The following is a 15,143-nucleotide window of genomic DNA, read 5'->3' as shown; positions in this document are numbered from 1 at the left end:
ACGGCACCTGCAGGTGCCGGCCAGCGGCCGGCACTACCGGGATCGATCGCATCCGGCACAATAGGCGCCCCCCCTGATGCCGCGCCCGCACTGCCATGACCGACCTTGCCCCGCAGACCCCGATCGAAACCCTGCTCAAGGCCGCGATGGACGGAACAGTGCCGATCCGCGCGTTCATGGAGGCCTTCGTCGCCTCCGAGGTGGTGCTGCTGACCGGTAGCCTGGTCACTCCCGATGGCAGCGGCTTCGATCCGCTGCTGTTCGACAAGCAGGGCACCCTGCACGTGGCCGTGTTCACCGATCCGGCGCGGGTGGGCATCTACAACCAGCAGGCCGAGCATCAGGCCCGCTGGCTGATGCTGGACGTGCTGCGCCGCGTGCCGGGCGGTTACGGTGTGGTGATCAATCCGGGTACCACGCTGGGCTTTGAGATCTCGCCCAGCGGCGTCGGCGAGATCCTGAAGGATTTCGCGCAGGGCTGACCGTTCTGCAGCGCCGGGTCGTCGCCCGTCTGCTTCCAATTGGCGGCCGTACGTGATCCTCTTGCACGACATAGGGATCGAGGCTTCGCCATGGAATTCAGGGTGCTACCCGCTGACGCGCCGGAAAGGCTGCAACTGGCACAGTGGTACAACGCGCAATGGGGCCGGGATGCCGGCATGTCGCTGGAGCAGGAACTGCAGCGGCTCAACCAGCCGCAGGATGCGGAAGGCTTCCCGCACCTGATTGCAGCATTCGATGGCGGCCAGGTGGCAGGCGCGGTGCAGCTCAAGCGCCGGGAGATGCAGGCTTTTCCACAGTACGAGCATTGGCTGGGCAGTGTGTTCGTGGCCGACAGTCATCGCGGCCGCAGCCTGGCCAGCGGATTGGTCGAACAGGCTGCGGCGCAGGCGGTGCGGATGGGCGTCTCGCATCTGTACCTGCAGACCGAAGCCCTGGATGGCGGCCTTTACGCACGGTTGGGCTGGACTCCCCTGCAGGAGGCCGACAGCCACAGCTATCGCGTACTGGTGATGGTGCGTTCACTATAAGAGAAGTGCCCTGGTGCTTCATCCAGGCGGTGAGCTGGATGTGCCGGTTGAACGAGCGCGGGAGCTCCGGCTCGCTGCTGTCGAAAATGGGGCAGCCTCAGGGCTTGGAGACTTCGGGTATCGCATGCTCAATCGGCAGCCAGGTTTCCCGCCACGAGGACAGCGTTGTGTCGCACATCGTCACGCTCGATGTATCGCAGGAGGTCCTGTGCGAGAACGCGTCTGCTGATTGCTGCCAAACGCTCATTCTCCGCATCCGATTTTGCCGATGAGCTGGCTGAGAGCAACAACATGTTAACGATGTGGGATGAGATCCTGGACTGCAGTTCAGTCTGGGATCTTGCTTTGCCATCCTCGTCGAACAGCAGATGGATGGACATCGCGAGATCATCGCTGTACTGCTGCTTCAGACTGGGAAGTCCATGGGTGATGTGAAATGCTCCCAGAAGCGAGAATGCGATGGCGACCAGGGAGTGCGTTGCCAGCTGCAACCATATCTTCATGGCAGATCTCCTAGCGGGGACGAATCCATTCGCATCGATCCAGCTTTCCGTTTACTGATCCGCATCGGTAGTAGCCACCACTGAAGTTGTAGCGGATCTCGCCAGGCCAATCACCCTTGTCGATATCAATATCAATCTGTCCCCCATTCTTGATGGTGTCTGATTCAGGCAATGCCTGGCCGAAAACATCCCTGGCAGTGTCTTTGATCAGTCGAGCTGCCCCTCTTGCCATTGGATTTATCTGCCAGCAAGCGGTGTCGCCGTTGTCCATCAGCAGGCAGCCGCCAACGCCTCTTCCGAAGAAATGCTCAAGTGAGCGGAAGAGTGAGCCAATGAGGTTTCCATTGATCTGCCCGTGTTGCCAGGCCGGATTGTTTGCCGTGTGCGCGATTCGGATCGCATCATCCACTGCTGGAATGAATTGGGTTGCGACATGCAGGCTAGAGAAGTAGCCGCTGTCGTTTACGGGTTTTATGAACACCCATTCTTTCGACATGCGGACGATCGCTTCAAGCTGAAGTCGTTCGCCGTCTGCCAAGCCCTGTGAAATGCTGTCGAAGTCACCTTGCCCATACCGGGTCAGCACCGGTTGGCTCGGCAGGCGCCAGCTTGGAACGTTGATGTCAGCGACTCCCAGATCACCTTGGGGAGGGACCTGGTAGAAGCGTCTGGGAACCTCGCCAGGAGGAATGTAGTTGACGGTGACGTAAAGCGCTTGGGCGGTGTTGGGGTTGACCACGAGGTAGACCTCCCAGCCACGACGGAACCCATGAGCCATCTCGCCAGCGGATTCGTATTGCCAGGACTGAGTGCAGTTGCCACAGGTGACTACCTGGACCGCGTGCGCCTCGAACGGGGAAAGCGCGGAGCCTGCCAGAATCAAGGTGGCTGCAGAGATCATTTTCACAAATTAACTCCTTGGACGAGTGGGTATACCTGCGGGTACACCTTCCTGATCCACGATGTTCCCACTCATTCACCTTGCGCTTCGCGGCGACTGCCGCGTATCGGTATCCGCCGTGCGGTTCGTCAGAGATCCGAGGATCTTGATGTCAGGCATCCAATCTGACCCCTGCTGCATCCAAGGCCAGTCAGCGTTATTCTGGAAGCGGACTCCATCTTCTGGTGGTTGATAACGTGACCATGGCTGCACCCCGCCATTCCCGCTCCGCCCTGATCTTCCTGATCGCAGCCATCGTTGCAGCACTCATCGCCATGCCCTTGCTGCGCGCGGTCGGCATCGTGCAGTGGCCGGTGTTCGTCATCGCCTGGCTGATCAATCTGGGCGCGGCCTGGCATCTGGGGCAGTGGGCGCGGCAGCAGGGCCGTTCGGAGTTTGCCTTCATGTTGCTGGCTGCACTCGGCACCGTGGCGTCGATCGTGATCTACGTGCTGCTGGCGGTGCTGGGGCCGAAGGCCGGTTCGCAGAGCCCCGCAGCGTAGCCGAGGGCGTCAACCGGGAAGTACGGCATCCACGCATGGCGTGGATCTACTTCCGCCATCGCATCGTCCGGGCAGATCCACACCATGCGTGGATGCATGCCAGTCGATCCACACCATGCGTGGATGCTTCCGCAAACGATGCCGGCCCACAGACCGGCACCGTCGCTCACATCACATCGACACCTTGCGCCGGTTGTCCTGGCTTACCCGGTCGATCAGCTTGTTGTATGGATCGAAGCCCGCCTCATCCGGCCTGGCATCCACCGTCACCGTGATCTTCGGCTCGGCCGTGGTGATGTGGTGGCGCTGCAGGTACAGGACCTTCTGGTCGCGTTCCTTGCCTGACGGACCATTGGCGAACACACCGATCTCCACCCAGTCGTCCATGGTGCCGGCGGTTTCCTTGCCCTTGCCATCGGCGTACTGCTTGCTGGCATGCAGGTCCAGGGTCACGTCGTAGCGTCCGTCGGCACGCTTGCGCGCGCTGGCGGCCAACACCCGGTTGTCGTAGAAGCTCATCTTCTCGAACAGGTCGGTGACCAGCTGCTGGCGGTCGGCGGGCGTTTCGGCGCGGATGTAGGCCAGCAGTTCCCGCGAGGTCGTGTACGGCGGCTGCTGGTAGCCCTTGTCCTGCAGGAAACGCTTCAGGGCGCGGTTCAACGCCTCCTCGCCGATTTCCTCGCGCAGGCGGTAGAACACCAGCGAACCCTTCTGGTAGTGGATGTACTGCTGGTTCTCCACACGCTCCAGCGGCAGCTCCTCGATGGCCTCACCTCCGCGCCCGGACAGGTAGCCATCCAGCTCGCGCTTGAGGAACTGGCGCATGTGCTGGCGACCGTACTCCTGCTCCATCACCATCAGTGCCGAATACTGCGACAGCGACTCGGACAACACGGTTGCGCCCTGCACGTTGGCGCCGATCACCTGGTGCGCCCACCACTGGTGCGCGACTTCGTGGGCGGTCACGTAGAACACATAGTCCACCTTGTCCGGGTCGCGCAGGTCGGCGATGAAGCCGATCGACTCCGAATAGGGAATGGTGTTGGCGAAGGACTGGGCGAAGCGCTGGTAGCCCGGGAACTCGATGATGCGTACCTGGCGATGCTGGTACGGGGTGAAGTTGGCTTCGTAGTAGGCCAGCGACTTCTGTACCGCGTCGATCATGCGGTCCACGTTGTAGCCATGGGCGGGATCGAAATACACCTCGATCGGGATGTCCTTGTACTTCGCCCGGCGAACCTCCCAGCGTGCCGACAGGTAGGCGTAGAAGTTCAGCATCGGCCGGTCCATGGCATAGCTGAAGCAGCGCCGCCCGTTCACCGTGGTCTCATGCTGCAGGTAGCCCGGGGCCAGTGCCACCTGGTCCGGTGCCGTGCAGATGGTGCTGCGGAAGTCGAGCCAGTCGGCGTCATTGGTGACGTAGTTGTTCGCGCGTGCGGCTTCGTCTTCCAGCTTGGGCATGCGCCGTGGCTCGCCGAGGTCACGCTTGCGACGCTCGTTGCGGTCGCTGATCTCAACGCGTTCGTTGTAGCCGAAGGACGGCAGTACGCGGCTGTTGAAGAAGCTGCCGTTGTCGACGATGTTGCTCGGCGCCTGATCTGCGGTGATGCCATGGGGCTGTTGCACCACGCGGAAATGGATGCGGCGCTCTTCGCCCGGCTGCAACGGCGTAGCCAGGCGATAGATGCGGTAACCAAGGTCGGCGTCGTGCATCGACAGCGTCTGTCCACCGAGGTCGACGGCCACCAGCTGTTTGTCGTCGGCCGTGGCCACGTGCACCTCCTGGATGGGCGCGGCATGGGTGTTGTGGATCGTCCAGTTGGCGTCGATCACCATCGACTGGGTCTCGGGATGCAGGTCCACCCGGTTGTCCACGGCGATGATGCGCGGCTGCGGCAGGTTGCGGTACTTCGACAGTTCGCGTTCGTAACGAGCCTGCAGGTCCAGCTGCTGGTCCGGCGAAAGGAAATCGTTGCGGATGTTGGTGCTCCAGTACAGCCAGCCTCCTACCGCGATGAACGCGACGGCGGCCAGCGCTGCCATCGCGCCGGTAGGGCCACGCAGACGTCGCCCGGCCAGGGCAAGCCGCTGGCGCAGGCCCTGGCTGACACCCCGGACCCAGAACGCCGATGCCATGCACATCAATGCCAGCAGGAACAACGCCCAATAGCCCTGGAAGGCAAGTTGTCCGGTCAGGAAGTGGCCGTAGCCGTTCATGTCCGAATAGGGGGCAATCGGCCAGCTGCCGAAGTTGTAGATGTTCTGGGTGTAGTCGAGCATGCCCAGCACGCCTTGGCCGATCATCACCACGATCAGCAGCGCGTAGCCGAAGAACTTGTTGTTGGTCAGCACCTGCAGCACCAGCGCCAGACCGCCCATCAGCACGTATACCACCGAATCCAGCGCAAGGCTGCGCAGGTACAGCAGCGGTTCGAGATGGGTATAGCCCTTGGCCAGCTGCACGGCCATGGCTGCCAGCGCGCCGGCCGCCTGGAAGCAGGCGATCACCGCCAGCAGTGCGACGAACTTGGCCAGCAACGGCACCCAGTTGGGTACCGGCATCGCATCGTTCACCTCGTTGATGCGTGCACCACGCTCCTTCCACACCAGTTCACCGGCGAAGAACAGCACGATGATGATCAGCAGCCAGCTGAAGGCGCCCTGCAGGGCCATGATCATCTGCGAGGTGACCGGCCAGATGGAGGTGCCGTACAGCGTCTGGCGGAACAGCGCGGACGGCAGGAAATTGGCCAGGCCCAGCACCAGCAGCACGATGAAGGGCACGCTGCGCAGTACCCCGCGTGTATCGAAGCGCACCTGGCGCAGGAACTGCCGCCACGCGGTGCCTGTACTGAACACCGGCGTCACCCGCGGCAGCGTGGTCGTTGCCGGGCGCAGCGGCGCGGGATCTGCTGATGCCACCGCCTTGCCGCGGCCCCAGCGCCGGCGGCCACTGCCGCTGCGCTCGGTACGGAACAGGGCGAAGGTGGCCGCGAACAGCGCGGCGGCCACGGTCAGCCACAGCACGCGGTTGGCCAGCAGGTAGCCGGCCAGTTCCGGAATGCCGCTGTTGCGCTCTTCGGTGGACCAGTAGCGGATGGTGCGCGACAGCGCACGCATGCCCAATGGCTCGGTCAGCACCGCGATCCAGGTGTTGTCGATGTCGCGCAGCAGGGCGGCGCTGACCCCGTACAGCACGAAGTAACCAACCACGCCGATGTACACCCACAGGATCGAACGGGTGGTCACCGCCAGCAGCGACAGCAGTGCCGTGGTGAACAGCAGGTTGGGAATGACTACCACCGCGAAGGTCCAGGCATAGCCCGCCCAGTGGGTGGGCCCCAGGCGCTCGGCATCGACCCAGGGCATGAACTGCGCCACCAGTATGCCAACGGCGATCAGCACGTATACCAGCAGGCCCGACACCAGCGCTGCAGCGATGCGCCCGGCCAGATAGTGGCGACGTTTGATCGGGCTGGCGAAGATCAGTTCGGCCGTGCCCAGTTCGAAGTCACGCAGCAGCGCATTGCTGACAAACAGGGTGGACACCAACATGCCGAGCAGGGTGAAGATGCCCAGCATCGAGGCGACGACGGTGGGTGCATTGCTGTGCACGTTGCCGCTGCCGCCCCCGATCTGCACCGCATCGCTGGACGCGGCGCCGAAGGCGAGCAGAGCGAACAGACCGGCAAACAGCCACAGCAGCGGGGAACGCAGCTGCTCGCGCAGCTCGAACCGGAAGAAGTCGAGGGTCATGGCGTACTCCGCTCAGGCTGCACGGGCACGCGCCTGTAGGCGCAGGCGCTGGAAATACACGTCCTCGAGATCGGGTGCGACCGGCGCGAAGCCATCGCCCGGGTCGCTGGCGCTGTGCACGTGGATCACCGGACGGCCCCCCACCAGGCGCGAGGACAGCACCGTGTAGCGCGCCTCATGGTCGGCCAGTTCCGACGGGTCCACCTGCTTGCGCCAGACCTGTTGCTGCAGCGCCTCGATCGCATCGGTGGGGCGGCCGGTCAGCAGCACCTGACCCTTGTTCATGATCGCCATGGTCGGGCACAGGTCGGTCACGTCCTCGACGATGTGGGTTGACAGGATCACCGCCACGTTCTCGCCGATGGCCGCCAGCAGGTTGAGGAAGCGGTTGCGCTCTTCCGGGTCGAGCCCGGCGGTGGGTTCGTCGACGATCACCAGGCGCGGGTCGCCGAGCAGCGCCTGGGCGATGCCGAAGCGCTGGCGCATGCCCCCGGAGTAGGTGCCCAGCTTGCGCTTGCGTGCATCCCACAGGTTCACCTGCTGCAGCAGGCCATCGACGACCTCGCGGCGCTGGCCACGCTGGGTCAGCCCCTTCAGCACGGCAAAGTGCTCCAGCAGGTCCAGTGCGCTGACTTTCGGGTACACCCCGAAGTCCTGTGGCAGGTAACCCAGGCGGCGGCGCACGGCGTCCTTGTCGCGCAGCACGTCGATGGGTGCTTCTCCGGGAATGCTCAGGGTGGCACTGCCGCTGTCGGCCTCCTGCAGGGTGGCCAGGGTGCGCATCAGCGAGGATTTCCCCGCGCCGTTCGGCCCGAGCAGGCCGAACATGCCGCGGGGAATATCCAGGGTGACCCCGTTCAACGCGTGCACGCCGTTGGCGTACGTCTTGGACAGCGAATCGATCTTCAGCATGCGACGTACACCTTTCCGTGTGTTGATCTGCTGTTTATCGCGCTGAACGGGGGACGGCGTCATGCCCCTTTGGTCATGGTGCCTTTGGCCAGCGGTCCAGCTGCCAGCACAGCAGCACACCGTCTTCGGCATCCACGCGCTGGCCGGCCGTGCGGAAACCGTTCCGGCGCAGCACCGCCTGCGAGGGCAGGTTGCCCACCGCCGTTTCGGCCTTCAGCACGTGTATGCGCGGCTCCGTCCACGCCCATTGCACGAACTCGGCCAGTGCGGCGCCGGCCAGGCCGCGTCCCTGGTGGGCCGGAGCGATGCCATAGCCGAGGGTGAGAACTCCGGCCTGCGGCGTGCAGGTCAGCGACAGCAGGCCCACCGTGCGTGCCGCCTCGACGATCCGCCATGCGGCCGGCGCAAACTGCGGCTCGATGGAGGCGGTGAGGTTGGCCAGCAGGGCGATCACTTCGGGTGGGGCGACAGCGTTTTCAGCGGTATGGGCGCAGGACAGCAGAGCGCGCACGTCGTGTGCGGACGCGGGAATGAGCATGGGAACCTCGACAGGGAATTGCCCGGAACGGCATTGCCGGTGCGAGGGCAGGGCAGCGTGAGCCTCAGCCCAGGTGCAACTCGCCGTTCGCCGCCGTCACCGGTGCGGTGTGGGAACTGCTGGCGGAGGACAAAGGCCTTCTCCTGGCGGTAGGGAATGCTGCGCGGACTATGCGCGCATAGCGTAGCTGCGGATCGCCGGTGCGTTGAAGCGACGGCCGTGAAATATTCCTGAATGCGTTGGCATCGGTGCGCTGGATCACACAATCCGTCCACAGCGGCGTCGCTAGGCTCTGACCCTCTTTTGTCATTGCCATGCAGGCGCACATGCGGATCGTAACCGGGGTTGAGGGGCTGGACAGCATTCTGGGCGGCGGGTTGCCGCAGGCACGCCTGTACCTGTTGGAGGGCCCGCCCGGTTCCGGCAAGACCACCTTGTCGCTGCAGTTCCTGCTGGAGGGGCTGCAACGCGGCGAACGCTGCCTGTACATCACCCTGTCCGAGACCGCCGAAGAGCTGCGGGAAGTAGCGTCGGCGCACGGCTGGTCGCTGGATGGCCTGCACCTGTTCGAGCTGGGCTCGGCCGAGGGGGCCATGGGCAATGGCCGCCTGCAGTCGGTGCTGCACTCCTGGGAAATGGAGCTGGACGAGACGGTCAACCTGATCATGTCCAAGGTGGACAGCATCGGGCCGACCCGGGTGGTGTTCGACTCGCTGTCCGAACTGCGCCTGCTGGCCCAGGATTCGCTGCGCTATCGCCGGCAGATCCTCGCACTCAAGCAGTTCTTCGCGCCCAAGAGCGCCACGGTGATCCTGGTGGATGACCTGACGTCCACCGGCGATGAGCGCGATGGCCAGCTGCACAGCCTGTGCCACGGCGTGTTGTCGCTGGAGCGGCTGACGCTGGACTTCGGCCCTGCGCGGCGCCGGATGCAGGTGCAGAAGCTGCGGGGTGTCGATTTCATTGCCGGTTACCACGACATGGTGATCCGACGGGGTGGGCTGCAGATCTTCCCGCGCCTGATCGCCTCCGAGCATCACGGCCGGTTCGTCGGAACGCCCATCAGCAGCGGGGTAGCGGAGATCGACCGGCTGTTGGGTGGTGGTCCGCTGCGCGGTACCTCCACCCTGTTGACCGGCCCGGCCGGCAGCGGCAAGACCAACGTGGCACTGCAATACGTCTGGGCCGCCTGCCAGCGTGGTGAGCGCAGCTGCATCTTCGAATTCGACGAGCGGGTCGGCACGCTGCTGGCACGCGCGTCCGCGCTGGACATCGACCTGGACAAGCACCTGCGCTCGGGTCTGCTGGAGATCCTGCAGATGGACCCGGCCGAGGTGTCGCCGGGTGAATTCTCCTGGAACCTGCGCAAGGCCGTGGAAGAGCGCAACTGCAGCGTGCTGGTGATCGACAGCCTCAACGGCTATGTGACCGCCATGCCGCAGGAAAAACAGCTGATGCTGCAGCTGCACGAGATGCTGTCCTATCTGAACCAGAAGGGCGTGGCGACCTTCCTGATCAACCCGCAGCACGGCCTGGTCGGCACCATGTCCACCGGCAGCCTCAACGTTTCCTATATCGCTGATGCGGTGGTGCTGTTCCGCTTCTTCGAAGCGAAGGGACGCATCCGCAAGGCGATCTCGGTGATCAAGAACCGCGGCGGTGCGCATGAAGACACCATCCGCGAACTGAAGATCGATGGACGGGGAATCACGGTCAGCGCCGCGCTGGCCGACTTCCAGGGCATCCTCACCGGCACGCCCGAATTCGTCGGCGACAGCGCGGCGCTGCTGGGCCAGTCCGATGTCCGATAGCGATGATGGCGGCACGGTTGTCCGCATCGTAGCTCCCTTCGGCCGCGATGCCGACAGCATCGCCGCGGTGCTGGCCAGCGCGGGCCTGAAAACGCACATCGCACCCGGTCTGGAGATGCTGGCTGACCAGCTCGATGACTGCACCGGGCTGGTGGTGGTGACCCAGGAAGCAGTGGCGCGCGACAGCGAAGCGTTGCTGCAGGCGCTGCAGCAGCAGCCGGCCTGGTCGGACATTCCGTTCATCCTGCTGCGCTCGGCGCGTTCCTATCGGCGTTCCACCCGCGAACCGCTGCTGCCCGGCTCGATCAACGTGGTGGAGATGGACCGGCCGCTGGGCAGCATGTCGCTGCTCAGCGCAGTGCAGGGTGCGCTGCGTGCACGCGCGAAGCAGTTCGTGGTGCGCGACCAGGTCACCGCATTGGCTGATGGCCGCGCCGCATTGGCACGCAGCGAATCCGAACTGCGCCTGATCGCCGACGCGATGCCGGTGCTGATCGCGTTCGTCGATCGCGCGCTGTGTTTCCGCTTCGCCAACAGCGCCTATGAAAGCTGGTTCGAACTGGCCACCGGCGAAGTGATAGGCAGGCATGTGCGTGAGGTCATCGGCGAGGCGGTGTGGCAGCAGCGTCGCCCGGCGATGGAGGCCGCGTTGGCGGGCCGCGAGGCGGTGTTCGAAATTGTCTGGCCACATCGCGTGTACGGCCGTCGGGACTGCGAAGTGCGTTATTCGCCGCGCCGGAATGCCGAAGGCCGCATCGACGGCTTCCATGTGTTCGTTACCGATATCACCGCCGCCAAATTGGCCCTTGCCAGCAGCCAACAGCACGCGCACGCGCTGGAGGCGATGGTGGCCGAGCGTACCCGTGAACTGCAAGCGCAGATGGCGGCGCGCGAGGCCAGCGACGCCGCACTGCGGCAGTCGCAGAAGATGGAAGCGATCGGCCAGCTCACTGGCGGTATCGCCCACGACTTCAACAACATGCTGACAGGTATCCTGTCCGCGTTGGACATTGTGCGGCTGCGCCTGGACATGGGTCGGGTCGACGACCTTGAACGCTTCCTCGACACTGCCACCGCCTCGGCCCAGCGTGCGGCGGCGTTGACCCAGCGCCTGCTGGCGTTCTCCCGGCGGCAGTCGCTGGATGCGCGGCCGGTGGAGATCAACACGCTGCTGGTTTCGGTGCAGCACCTGCTGCACAGCACGCTGGGCGAAGCCGTGCGTATCCGCGCCGAGCCCTCGCCACTGCCGTTGCACGCCACGCTGGATGCCAACCAGTTCGAGAGCGCGCTGTTGAACCTGGCCATCAACGCGCGCGATGCGATGCCGCACGGTGGCGATTTGACCCTGCGCGCATCGGCGGTGAGCGTGCGTGAGGGGCAATACAGGGCTGTGCCTGCTGGCGACTACGCGATGGTGGAGGTGGCCGATACCGGTGCCGGCATGGCGCCGGAAGTGGTCGAGCGCGCGTTCGAGCCCTTCTTCACCACCAAACCCATCGGCAAGGGCACAGGGCTGGGCATGTCGATGGTGTACGGCTTCATGCAGCAGTCCGGTGGCCACATCGCCATCCAGTCCAATGTGGGCCAGGGCACGACGGTGCTGTTGTTCATTCCGTTGTCGGAAGCCGTGGTGGAGGACGAGCCTGCAGCCTCGCAGCCGATACGGCGGGGTGCCGGTCAGTCCATCCTGGTGGTGGAGGACGATGAGCAGGTACGGATGCTGGTGACGGTGGTGCTGGAGGACCTGGGGTATCAGGCCCAGGTGGTGGGTGATGCCGATGCCGCCATCCCGATCTTGGCATCGGCGCAGAACATCGATCTGCTGGTCACCGATGTCGGGCTGCCGGGGCTCAACGGGCGCCAGCTGGCGGAGATCGCGCGGCAATCGCGGCCAGCGCTGCCGATCCTGTTCATGACCGGCTATGCGGAAAAGGCACAGGAGCGCGCGGCCTTCCTCGATGAAGGCATGGCGATGATCGCCAAGCCCTTCCTGCTGGATGAGTTCAGCATGGCGGTACGTACGGCGATGCCGGGCGGCGCGTAGTGGCGTAGGTCCTGTAGAGCCGAGCCCATGCTCGGCTGTCGTCGCACTAGCGTCTCACGCATGTTGCCGAGCATGGCTCGGCACTACAAAAGTGCTAGGTGCGCAGCGACGACTCGCGCACCACCAGCTTCACCGGGATGCTCTGGCCTTCCACCGGCTGCCGGCCGATCAGCGACAGCAGCTTCTCCACCAGCAGCTGGCCGGCCTGCTTGGTGTCCTGCTGCACGGTGGTCAGTGGCGGCGACACCGAGGCTGCCAGCGGGATGTCATCGAAGCCGGTCACCGCCACGTCCTGCGGCACCCGCAGGCCCTGCTCGCGCAGGGCGCGCACCGCGCCGATGGCAATCAGGTCGCTGGCCGCGCAGATCGCATCGATGGAACGGTCCTGGGCCAGCAGTGCCAGGCCGGCCTCATGGCCGGACGCCTCGGTGGTGATCGCATCGTGCTGCAGCGCCGGGTCGGCGGCCAGGCCGTGCGCACGCAGCGCTTCGACGTAGCCGCGATAGCGCTCCTCGAATTCCGGGTAATGGCTGGAGGCATGGCCGAGGAAGGCGATGCGGCGGCAGCCCTGTTGCAGCAGGTGGGCGGTGATGTCATGCCCTCCCTGGAAGTTGTCGCTGCCGATCGACACCCCCGGCTGGCCAGGCAGGGCCGCGCCCCAGCGCACGAAGTGGGTGCCCTGTTCGACCAGCCGCTGCAGGCGGTCGCGTGACTCGTGGTAGTCGCCATAGCCGAGCAGGATGATGCCATCGGCCTTGTTGCTGTCTTCGTAATCGGCCTGCCAGTCGGTGGACAGCTGCTGGAAGGACACCAGCAGGTCCTGCCCGTGCAGCGCGCAGGCACGGGTGATCGAGCCCAGCATCGAGTGGAAGAAGGGGTTGATCAGCGAGTCGTCATTGGTCGGGTCCTCGAAGAACAGCAGGGCCAGGGTGCCGGCATTGCGCAGGCGCAGGCTGGAGGCGTTTTTGTCGACCTTGTAGTTCAGCTCGCGGGCGATGCGCAGGATGCGCTCGCGGGTCTCGGCGTTGACCATCGGGCTGCCGCGCAGGGCCCGCGACACCGTGGGCTGGGAGACCCCGGCCAGGTGGGCGATGTCCAGGGAGGTGGCTTTGCCTTTGATGGTCATGGGGGCCGGAAGGGGGATGATCGGGGAATGATGCCATGTGGCGCCGTTGGGCTGGCGCCGGTGCCAGGGCAGGGTGAGCGCAGGACCCTGCGACAGGGCTTCGGGCCCGATTCCGGCCCCGTCCGGGCGCTTTCCTGACCCGGGTGTCGGCCAAGGGGATGGTAAGATGCCCCGTTCTTGCATCCCCCAAATTTCCCGGGGGCGACCCCAGCGCTCTGCACCCCCGGCCGGGGACGTGCTATCACTGGCGGCCTGCCCCTGGACAACGGACGAAGGTACCTATGGCGCGCGGCATCAACAAAGTCATCCTGGTCGGCAACCTCGGCAACGACCCGGACGTGAAGTACACCCAGGGCGGCATGGCGATCACCCGCATCAGCCTGGCCACCACCAGCGTCCGCAAGGACAAGGATGGCAACCAGCAGGAGCGTACCGAGTGGCACCGCGTGGTGTTCTTCGGCAAGCTCGGCGAGATCGCCGGCGAGTACCTGCGCAAGGGCAGCTCGGTGTACGTCGAAGGCAGCCTGCGTTACGACAAGTACACCGGCCAGGACGGCGTGGAGAAGTACTCCACCGACATCATCGCCGACGAAATGCAGATGCTGGGCGGCCGCGGTGAAGGCGGCGGTGGCGGCGGCGGTGGCAATTTCAGCGGCGGCGAGCGTCCGCAGCGCCAGCAGGCCCCGCGGCAGGAGTACGGCGGTGGCGGTGGCGGCGGCAACGCGCGTGGCGGCCAGGGCGGTGGTTACAACCAGGGCGGCAACCAGGGCGGCGGCTACGGCCAGCAGCGTCCGCAGCAGCCGCCGCAGCAGTCGGCCCCGCCGATGGATGACTTCGCTGACGACGATATTCCGTTCTGATCGAACGCTTGTCAGCAGGAAGAACGAAAGCCCCGCCCATGCGGGGCTTTTCTTTTTTCCACGGATACCTGCCGACGTTGTGCCCCGCAGCATGGACTTTCGTGCACTGCGTCTTGCAAAAAAACAATTTCCTCCCCATGGTGCAATCGATTGCATTGCGGCGAAATCGTCAGCGTTTGATACCGGTTGGGAGGCCGGAAAGTGGATGTCCATCCATTCGATCAGACCGGGCCCGGGGCTCACGCGGCGCGATGCGCTGCGCATCGCGGTTGCCGGAAGTCTTGGCCTGGGTGCTGCGGGCGTGCTGCCTGCGTTCGCAGCCACCGCGCCGCTCAAGGGCAACCTGAAGCATTCCGTCGCGCGCTGGACCTTCCCGCAGCTGTCGATCGCCCAGCTTTGCCAGACGGTGAAGGGCATCGGGTTTGCCGCCATCGATCTGGTGGGCCCGGAGGACTGGCCCACGCTGAAGGCCCATGGCGTATACAGCTCGATGTGCAACGGCGCCGAGCTGGGCCTCACCAAGGGCTTTGCCGGCCGCGAGTTCCACGATCAGCTGGTGCAGCGCTACACGCGGCACATCGATCTGGTCGCCGATGCCGGCTATCGCAACCTCATCTGCTTTTCCGGCAACCGCAACGGCATGGATCCCCAGGACGGCATGGCCAATGCCGAGGCGGGGCTCAAGCGCATCCTCGGGCATGCCGAGAAGCGCGGCGTGGTGCTGGTGATGGAGCTGCTGAACTCCAGGGTCGACCATCACGATTACCTGTGCGACCACTCTGCCTGGGGCGTGGAGCTGTGCAAGCGGCTTGGCTCGGACAACTTCGGCCTGCTGTACGACATCTACCACATGCAGATCATGGAGGGCGACATCATCGCCACCATCGGCAGGCACCACGCCTGCTTCAAGCATTACCACACCGCCGGCGTGCCTGGACGGCATGAGATCGGGGACCAGCAGGAGCTCAATTACCCCGCCATCTGTCGCGCGATCCGCGACACCGGTTTCGATGGTTATCTGGCGCAGGAATTCATGCCTGCAGCGTCTGATGCCGTCGGCTCGCTGCGCGAGGCGATCCGCCTCTGCGACGTCTGAAACGATATCCACCCAGGTGATAG

13 protein-coding genes are annotated in these 15,143 nt (G+C 64.8%); 7 read left to right on the top strand and 6 right to left on the bottom strand.

Going from position 1 to position 15,143, the window contains the following annotated elements; genetic code table 11:
• Positions 1-95 precede the first annotated feature (95 nt).
• Both QOL57_RS05375 and QOL57_RS05370 read left to right on the top strand, forming a co-directional pair.
• Positions 96-482: an SseB family protein gene (locus QOL57_RS05375; protein WP_089239412.1), complete on the top strand. Its 387-nt coding sequence runs from the start codon at positions 96-98 to the stop codon at positions 480-482.
• 90 nt (positions 483-572) lie between these two features.
• Positions 573-1,031: a GNAT family N-acetyltransferase gene (locus QOL57_RS05370; RefSeq protein WP_089239414.1), complete on the top strand. Its 459-nt coding sequence runs from the start codon at positions 573-575 to the stop codon at positions 1,029-1,031.
• Positions 1,032-1,159: 128 nt separating this feature from the next.
• On the opposite strand, the gene QOL57_RS05365 is transcribed toward QOL57_RS05370, so the two are convergent.
• Both QOL57_RS05365 and QOL57_RS05360 read right to left on the bottom strand, forming a co-directional pair.
• A complete protein-coding gene (locus QOL57_RS05365) occupies positions 1,160-1,534 on the bottom strand; it encodes a hypothetical protein (RefSeq protein ID WP_089239415.1) in 375 nt (124 codons plus the stop codon).
• 10 nt (positions 1,535-1,544) lie between these two features.
• A complete protein-coding gene (locus QOL57_RS05360) occupies positions 1,545-2,441 on the bottom strand; it encodes a hypothetical protein (protein ID WP_141134250.1) in 897 nt (298 codons plus the stop codon).
• A gap of 236 nt (positions 2,442-2,677) precedes the next feature.
• Here QOL57_RS05360 and QOL57_RS05355 point away from each other — a divergent pair, with 236 nt between their 5' ends.
• Positions 2,678-2,977: a hypothetical protein gene (locus tag QOL57_RS05355; protein WP_089241208.1), complete on the top strand. Its 300-nt coding sequence runs from the start codon at positions 2,678-2,680 to the stop codon at positions 2,975-2,977.
• A gap of 171 nt (positions 2,978-3,148) precedes the next feature.
• On the opposite strand, the gene QOL57_RS05350 is transcribed toward QOL57_RS05355, so the two are convergent.
• The 3 genes from QOL57_RS05350 to QOL57_RS05340 form a co-directional block, all read right to left on the bottom strand.
• Positions 3,149-6,733 carry a M1 family aminopeptidase gene (locus tag QOL57_RS05350; protein ID WP_089239419.1) on the bottom strand — a complete coding sequence of 1,195 codons (3,585 nt, stop codon included), beginning with the start codon at positions 6,731-6,733 and terminating at the stop codon, positions 3,149-3,151.
• Positions 6,734-6,745: 12 nt separating this feature from the next.
• A complete protein-coding gene (locus QOL57_RS05345; RefSeq protein ID WP_089239421.1) occupies positions 6,746-7,645 on the bottom strand; it encodes an ABC transporter ATP-binding protein in 900 nt (299 codons plus the stop codon).
• A gap of 73 nt (positions 7,646-7,718) precedes the next feature.
• Positions 7,719-8,183 (bottom strand): GNAT family N-acetyltransferase, encoded by a 465-nt coding sequence (locus QOL57_RS05340; RefSeq protein ID WP_089239422.1) that lies wholly within the window; start codon positions 8,181-8,183, stop codon positions 7,719-7,721.
• A gap of 314 nt (positions 8,184-8,497) precedes the next feature.
• On the opposite strand from QOL57_RS05340, the gene QOL57_RS05335 reads away from it, so the two are divergent.
• Together QOL57_RS05335 and QOL57_RS05330 are read left to right on the top strand one after the other, a co-directional pair.
• Entirely contained in the window at positions 8,498-9,994 is a 1,497-nt protein-coding gene (locus QOL57_RS05335) for an ATPase domain-containing protein (protein ID WP_089239424.1), read from the top strand.
• Positions 9,984-12,038, top strand: coding sequence for a PAS domain-containing sensor histidine kinase (locus QOL57_RS05330; protein ID WP_089239426.1), 2,055 nt, complete (start codon positions 9,984-9,986; stop codon positions 12,036-12,038). The genes QOL57_RS05335 and QOL57_RS05330 overlap by 11 nt, the downstream gene beginning before the upstream one ends.
• 94 nt (positions 12,039-12,132) lie before the next feature.
• Here QOL57_RS05330 and QOL57_RS05325 read toward each other — a convergent pair whose 3' ends face one another.
• Positions 12,133-13,164 (bottom strand): LacI family DNA-binding transcriptional regulator, encoded by a 1,032-nt coding sequence (locus tag QOL57_RS05325; protein WP_089239428.1) that lies wholly within the window; start codon positions 13,162-13,164, stop codon positions 12,133-12,135.
• 281 nt (positions 13,165-13,445) lie between these two features.
• Between QOL57_RS05325 and QOL57_RS05320 the strand changes: the two genes are divergently transcribed.
• Positions 13,446-14,024: a single-stranded DNA-binding protein gene (locus tag QOL57_RS05320; RefSeq protein WP_089239430.1), complete on the top strand. Its 579-nt coding sequence runs from the start codon at positions 13,446-13,448 to the stop codon at positions 14,022-14,024.
• Between the two features lie 205 nt (positions 14,025-14,229).
• On the top strand, positions 14,230-15,120 hold the full coding sequence (locus tag QOL57_RS05315) for a TIM barrel protein (protein WP_176429885.1): 891 nt from the start codon (positions 14,230-14,232) through the stop codon (positions 15,118-15,120).
• Positions 15,121-15,143 lie beyond the last annotated feature (23 nt).

The sequence above is a fragment of the Stenotrophomonas sp. yr243 genome, assembly GCF_900184195.1.
Taxonomy (GTDB): domain Bacteria; phylum Pseudomonadota; class Gammaproteobacteria; order Xanthomonadales; family Xanthomonadaceae; genus Stenotrophomonas; species Stenotrophomonas lactitubi.
This window is presented reverse-complemented; position numbering and strand designations above follow the sequence as displayed.

Coding starts and splice junctions, on each gene's coding strand:
- QOL57_RS05325 (WP_089239428.1), bottom strand. CDS start 13,164: ATGACCATCAAAGGCAAAGCCACCTCCCTGGACATCGCCCACCTGGCC.
- QOL57_RS05350 (WP_089239419.1), bottom strand. CDS start 6,733: ATGACCCTCGACTTCTTCCGGTTCGAGCTGCGCGAGCAGCTGCGTTCC.
- QOL57_RS05370 (WP_089239414.1), top strand. CDS start 573: ATGGAATTCAGGGTGCTACCCGCTGACGCGCCGGAAAGGCTGCAACTG.
- QOL57_RS05330 (WP_089239426.1), top strand. CDS start 9,984: ATGTCCGATAGCGATGATGGCGGCACGGTTGTCCGCATCGTAGCTCCC.
- QOL57_RS05365 (WP_089239415.1), bottom strand. CDS start 1,534: ATGAAGATATGGTTGCAGCTGGCAACGCACTCCCTGGTCGCCATCGCA.
- QOL57_RS05320 (WP_089239430.1), top strand. CDS start 13,446: ATGGCGCGCGGCATCAACAAAGTCATCCTGGTCGGCAACCTCGGCAAC.
- QOL57_RS05335 (WP_089239424.1), top strand. CDS start 8,498: ATGCAGGCGCACATGCGGATCGTAACCGGGGTTGAGGGGCTGGACAGC.
- QOL57_RS05340 (WP_089239422.1), bottom strand. CDS start 8,183: ATGCTCATTCCCGCGTCCGCACACGACGTGCGCGCTCTGCTGTCCTGC.
- QOL57_RS05375 (WP_089239412.1), top strand. CDS start 96: ATGACCGACCTTGCCCCGCAGACCCCGATCGAAACCCTGCTCAAGGCC.
- QOL57_RS05315 (WP_176429885.1), top strand. CDS start 14,230: ATGTCCATCCATTCGATCAGACCGGGCCCGGGGCTCACGCGGCGCGAT.
- QOL57_RS05345 (WP_089239421.1), bottom strand. CDS start 7,645: ATGCTGAAGATCGATTCGCTGTCCAAGACGTACGCCAACGGCGTGCAC.
- QOL57_RS05355 (WP_089241208.1), top strand. CDS start 2,678: ATGGCTGCACCCCGCCATTCCCGCTCCGCCCTGATCTTCCTGATCGCA.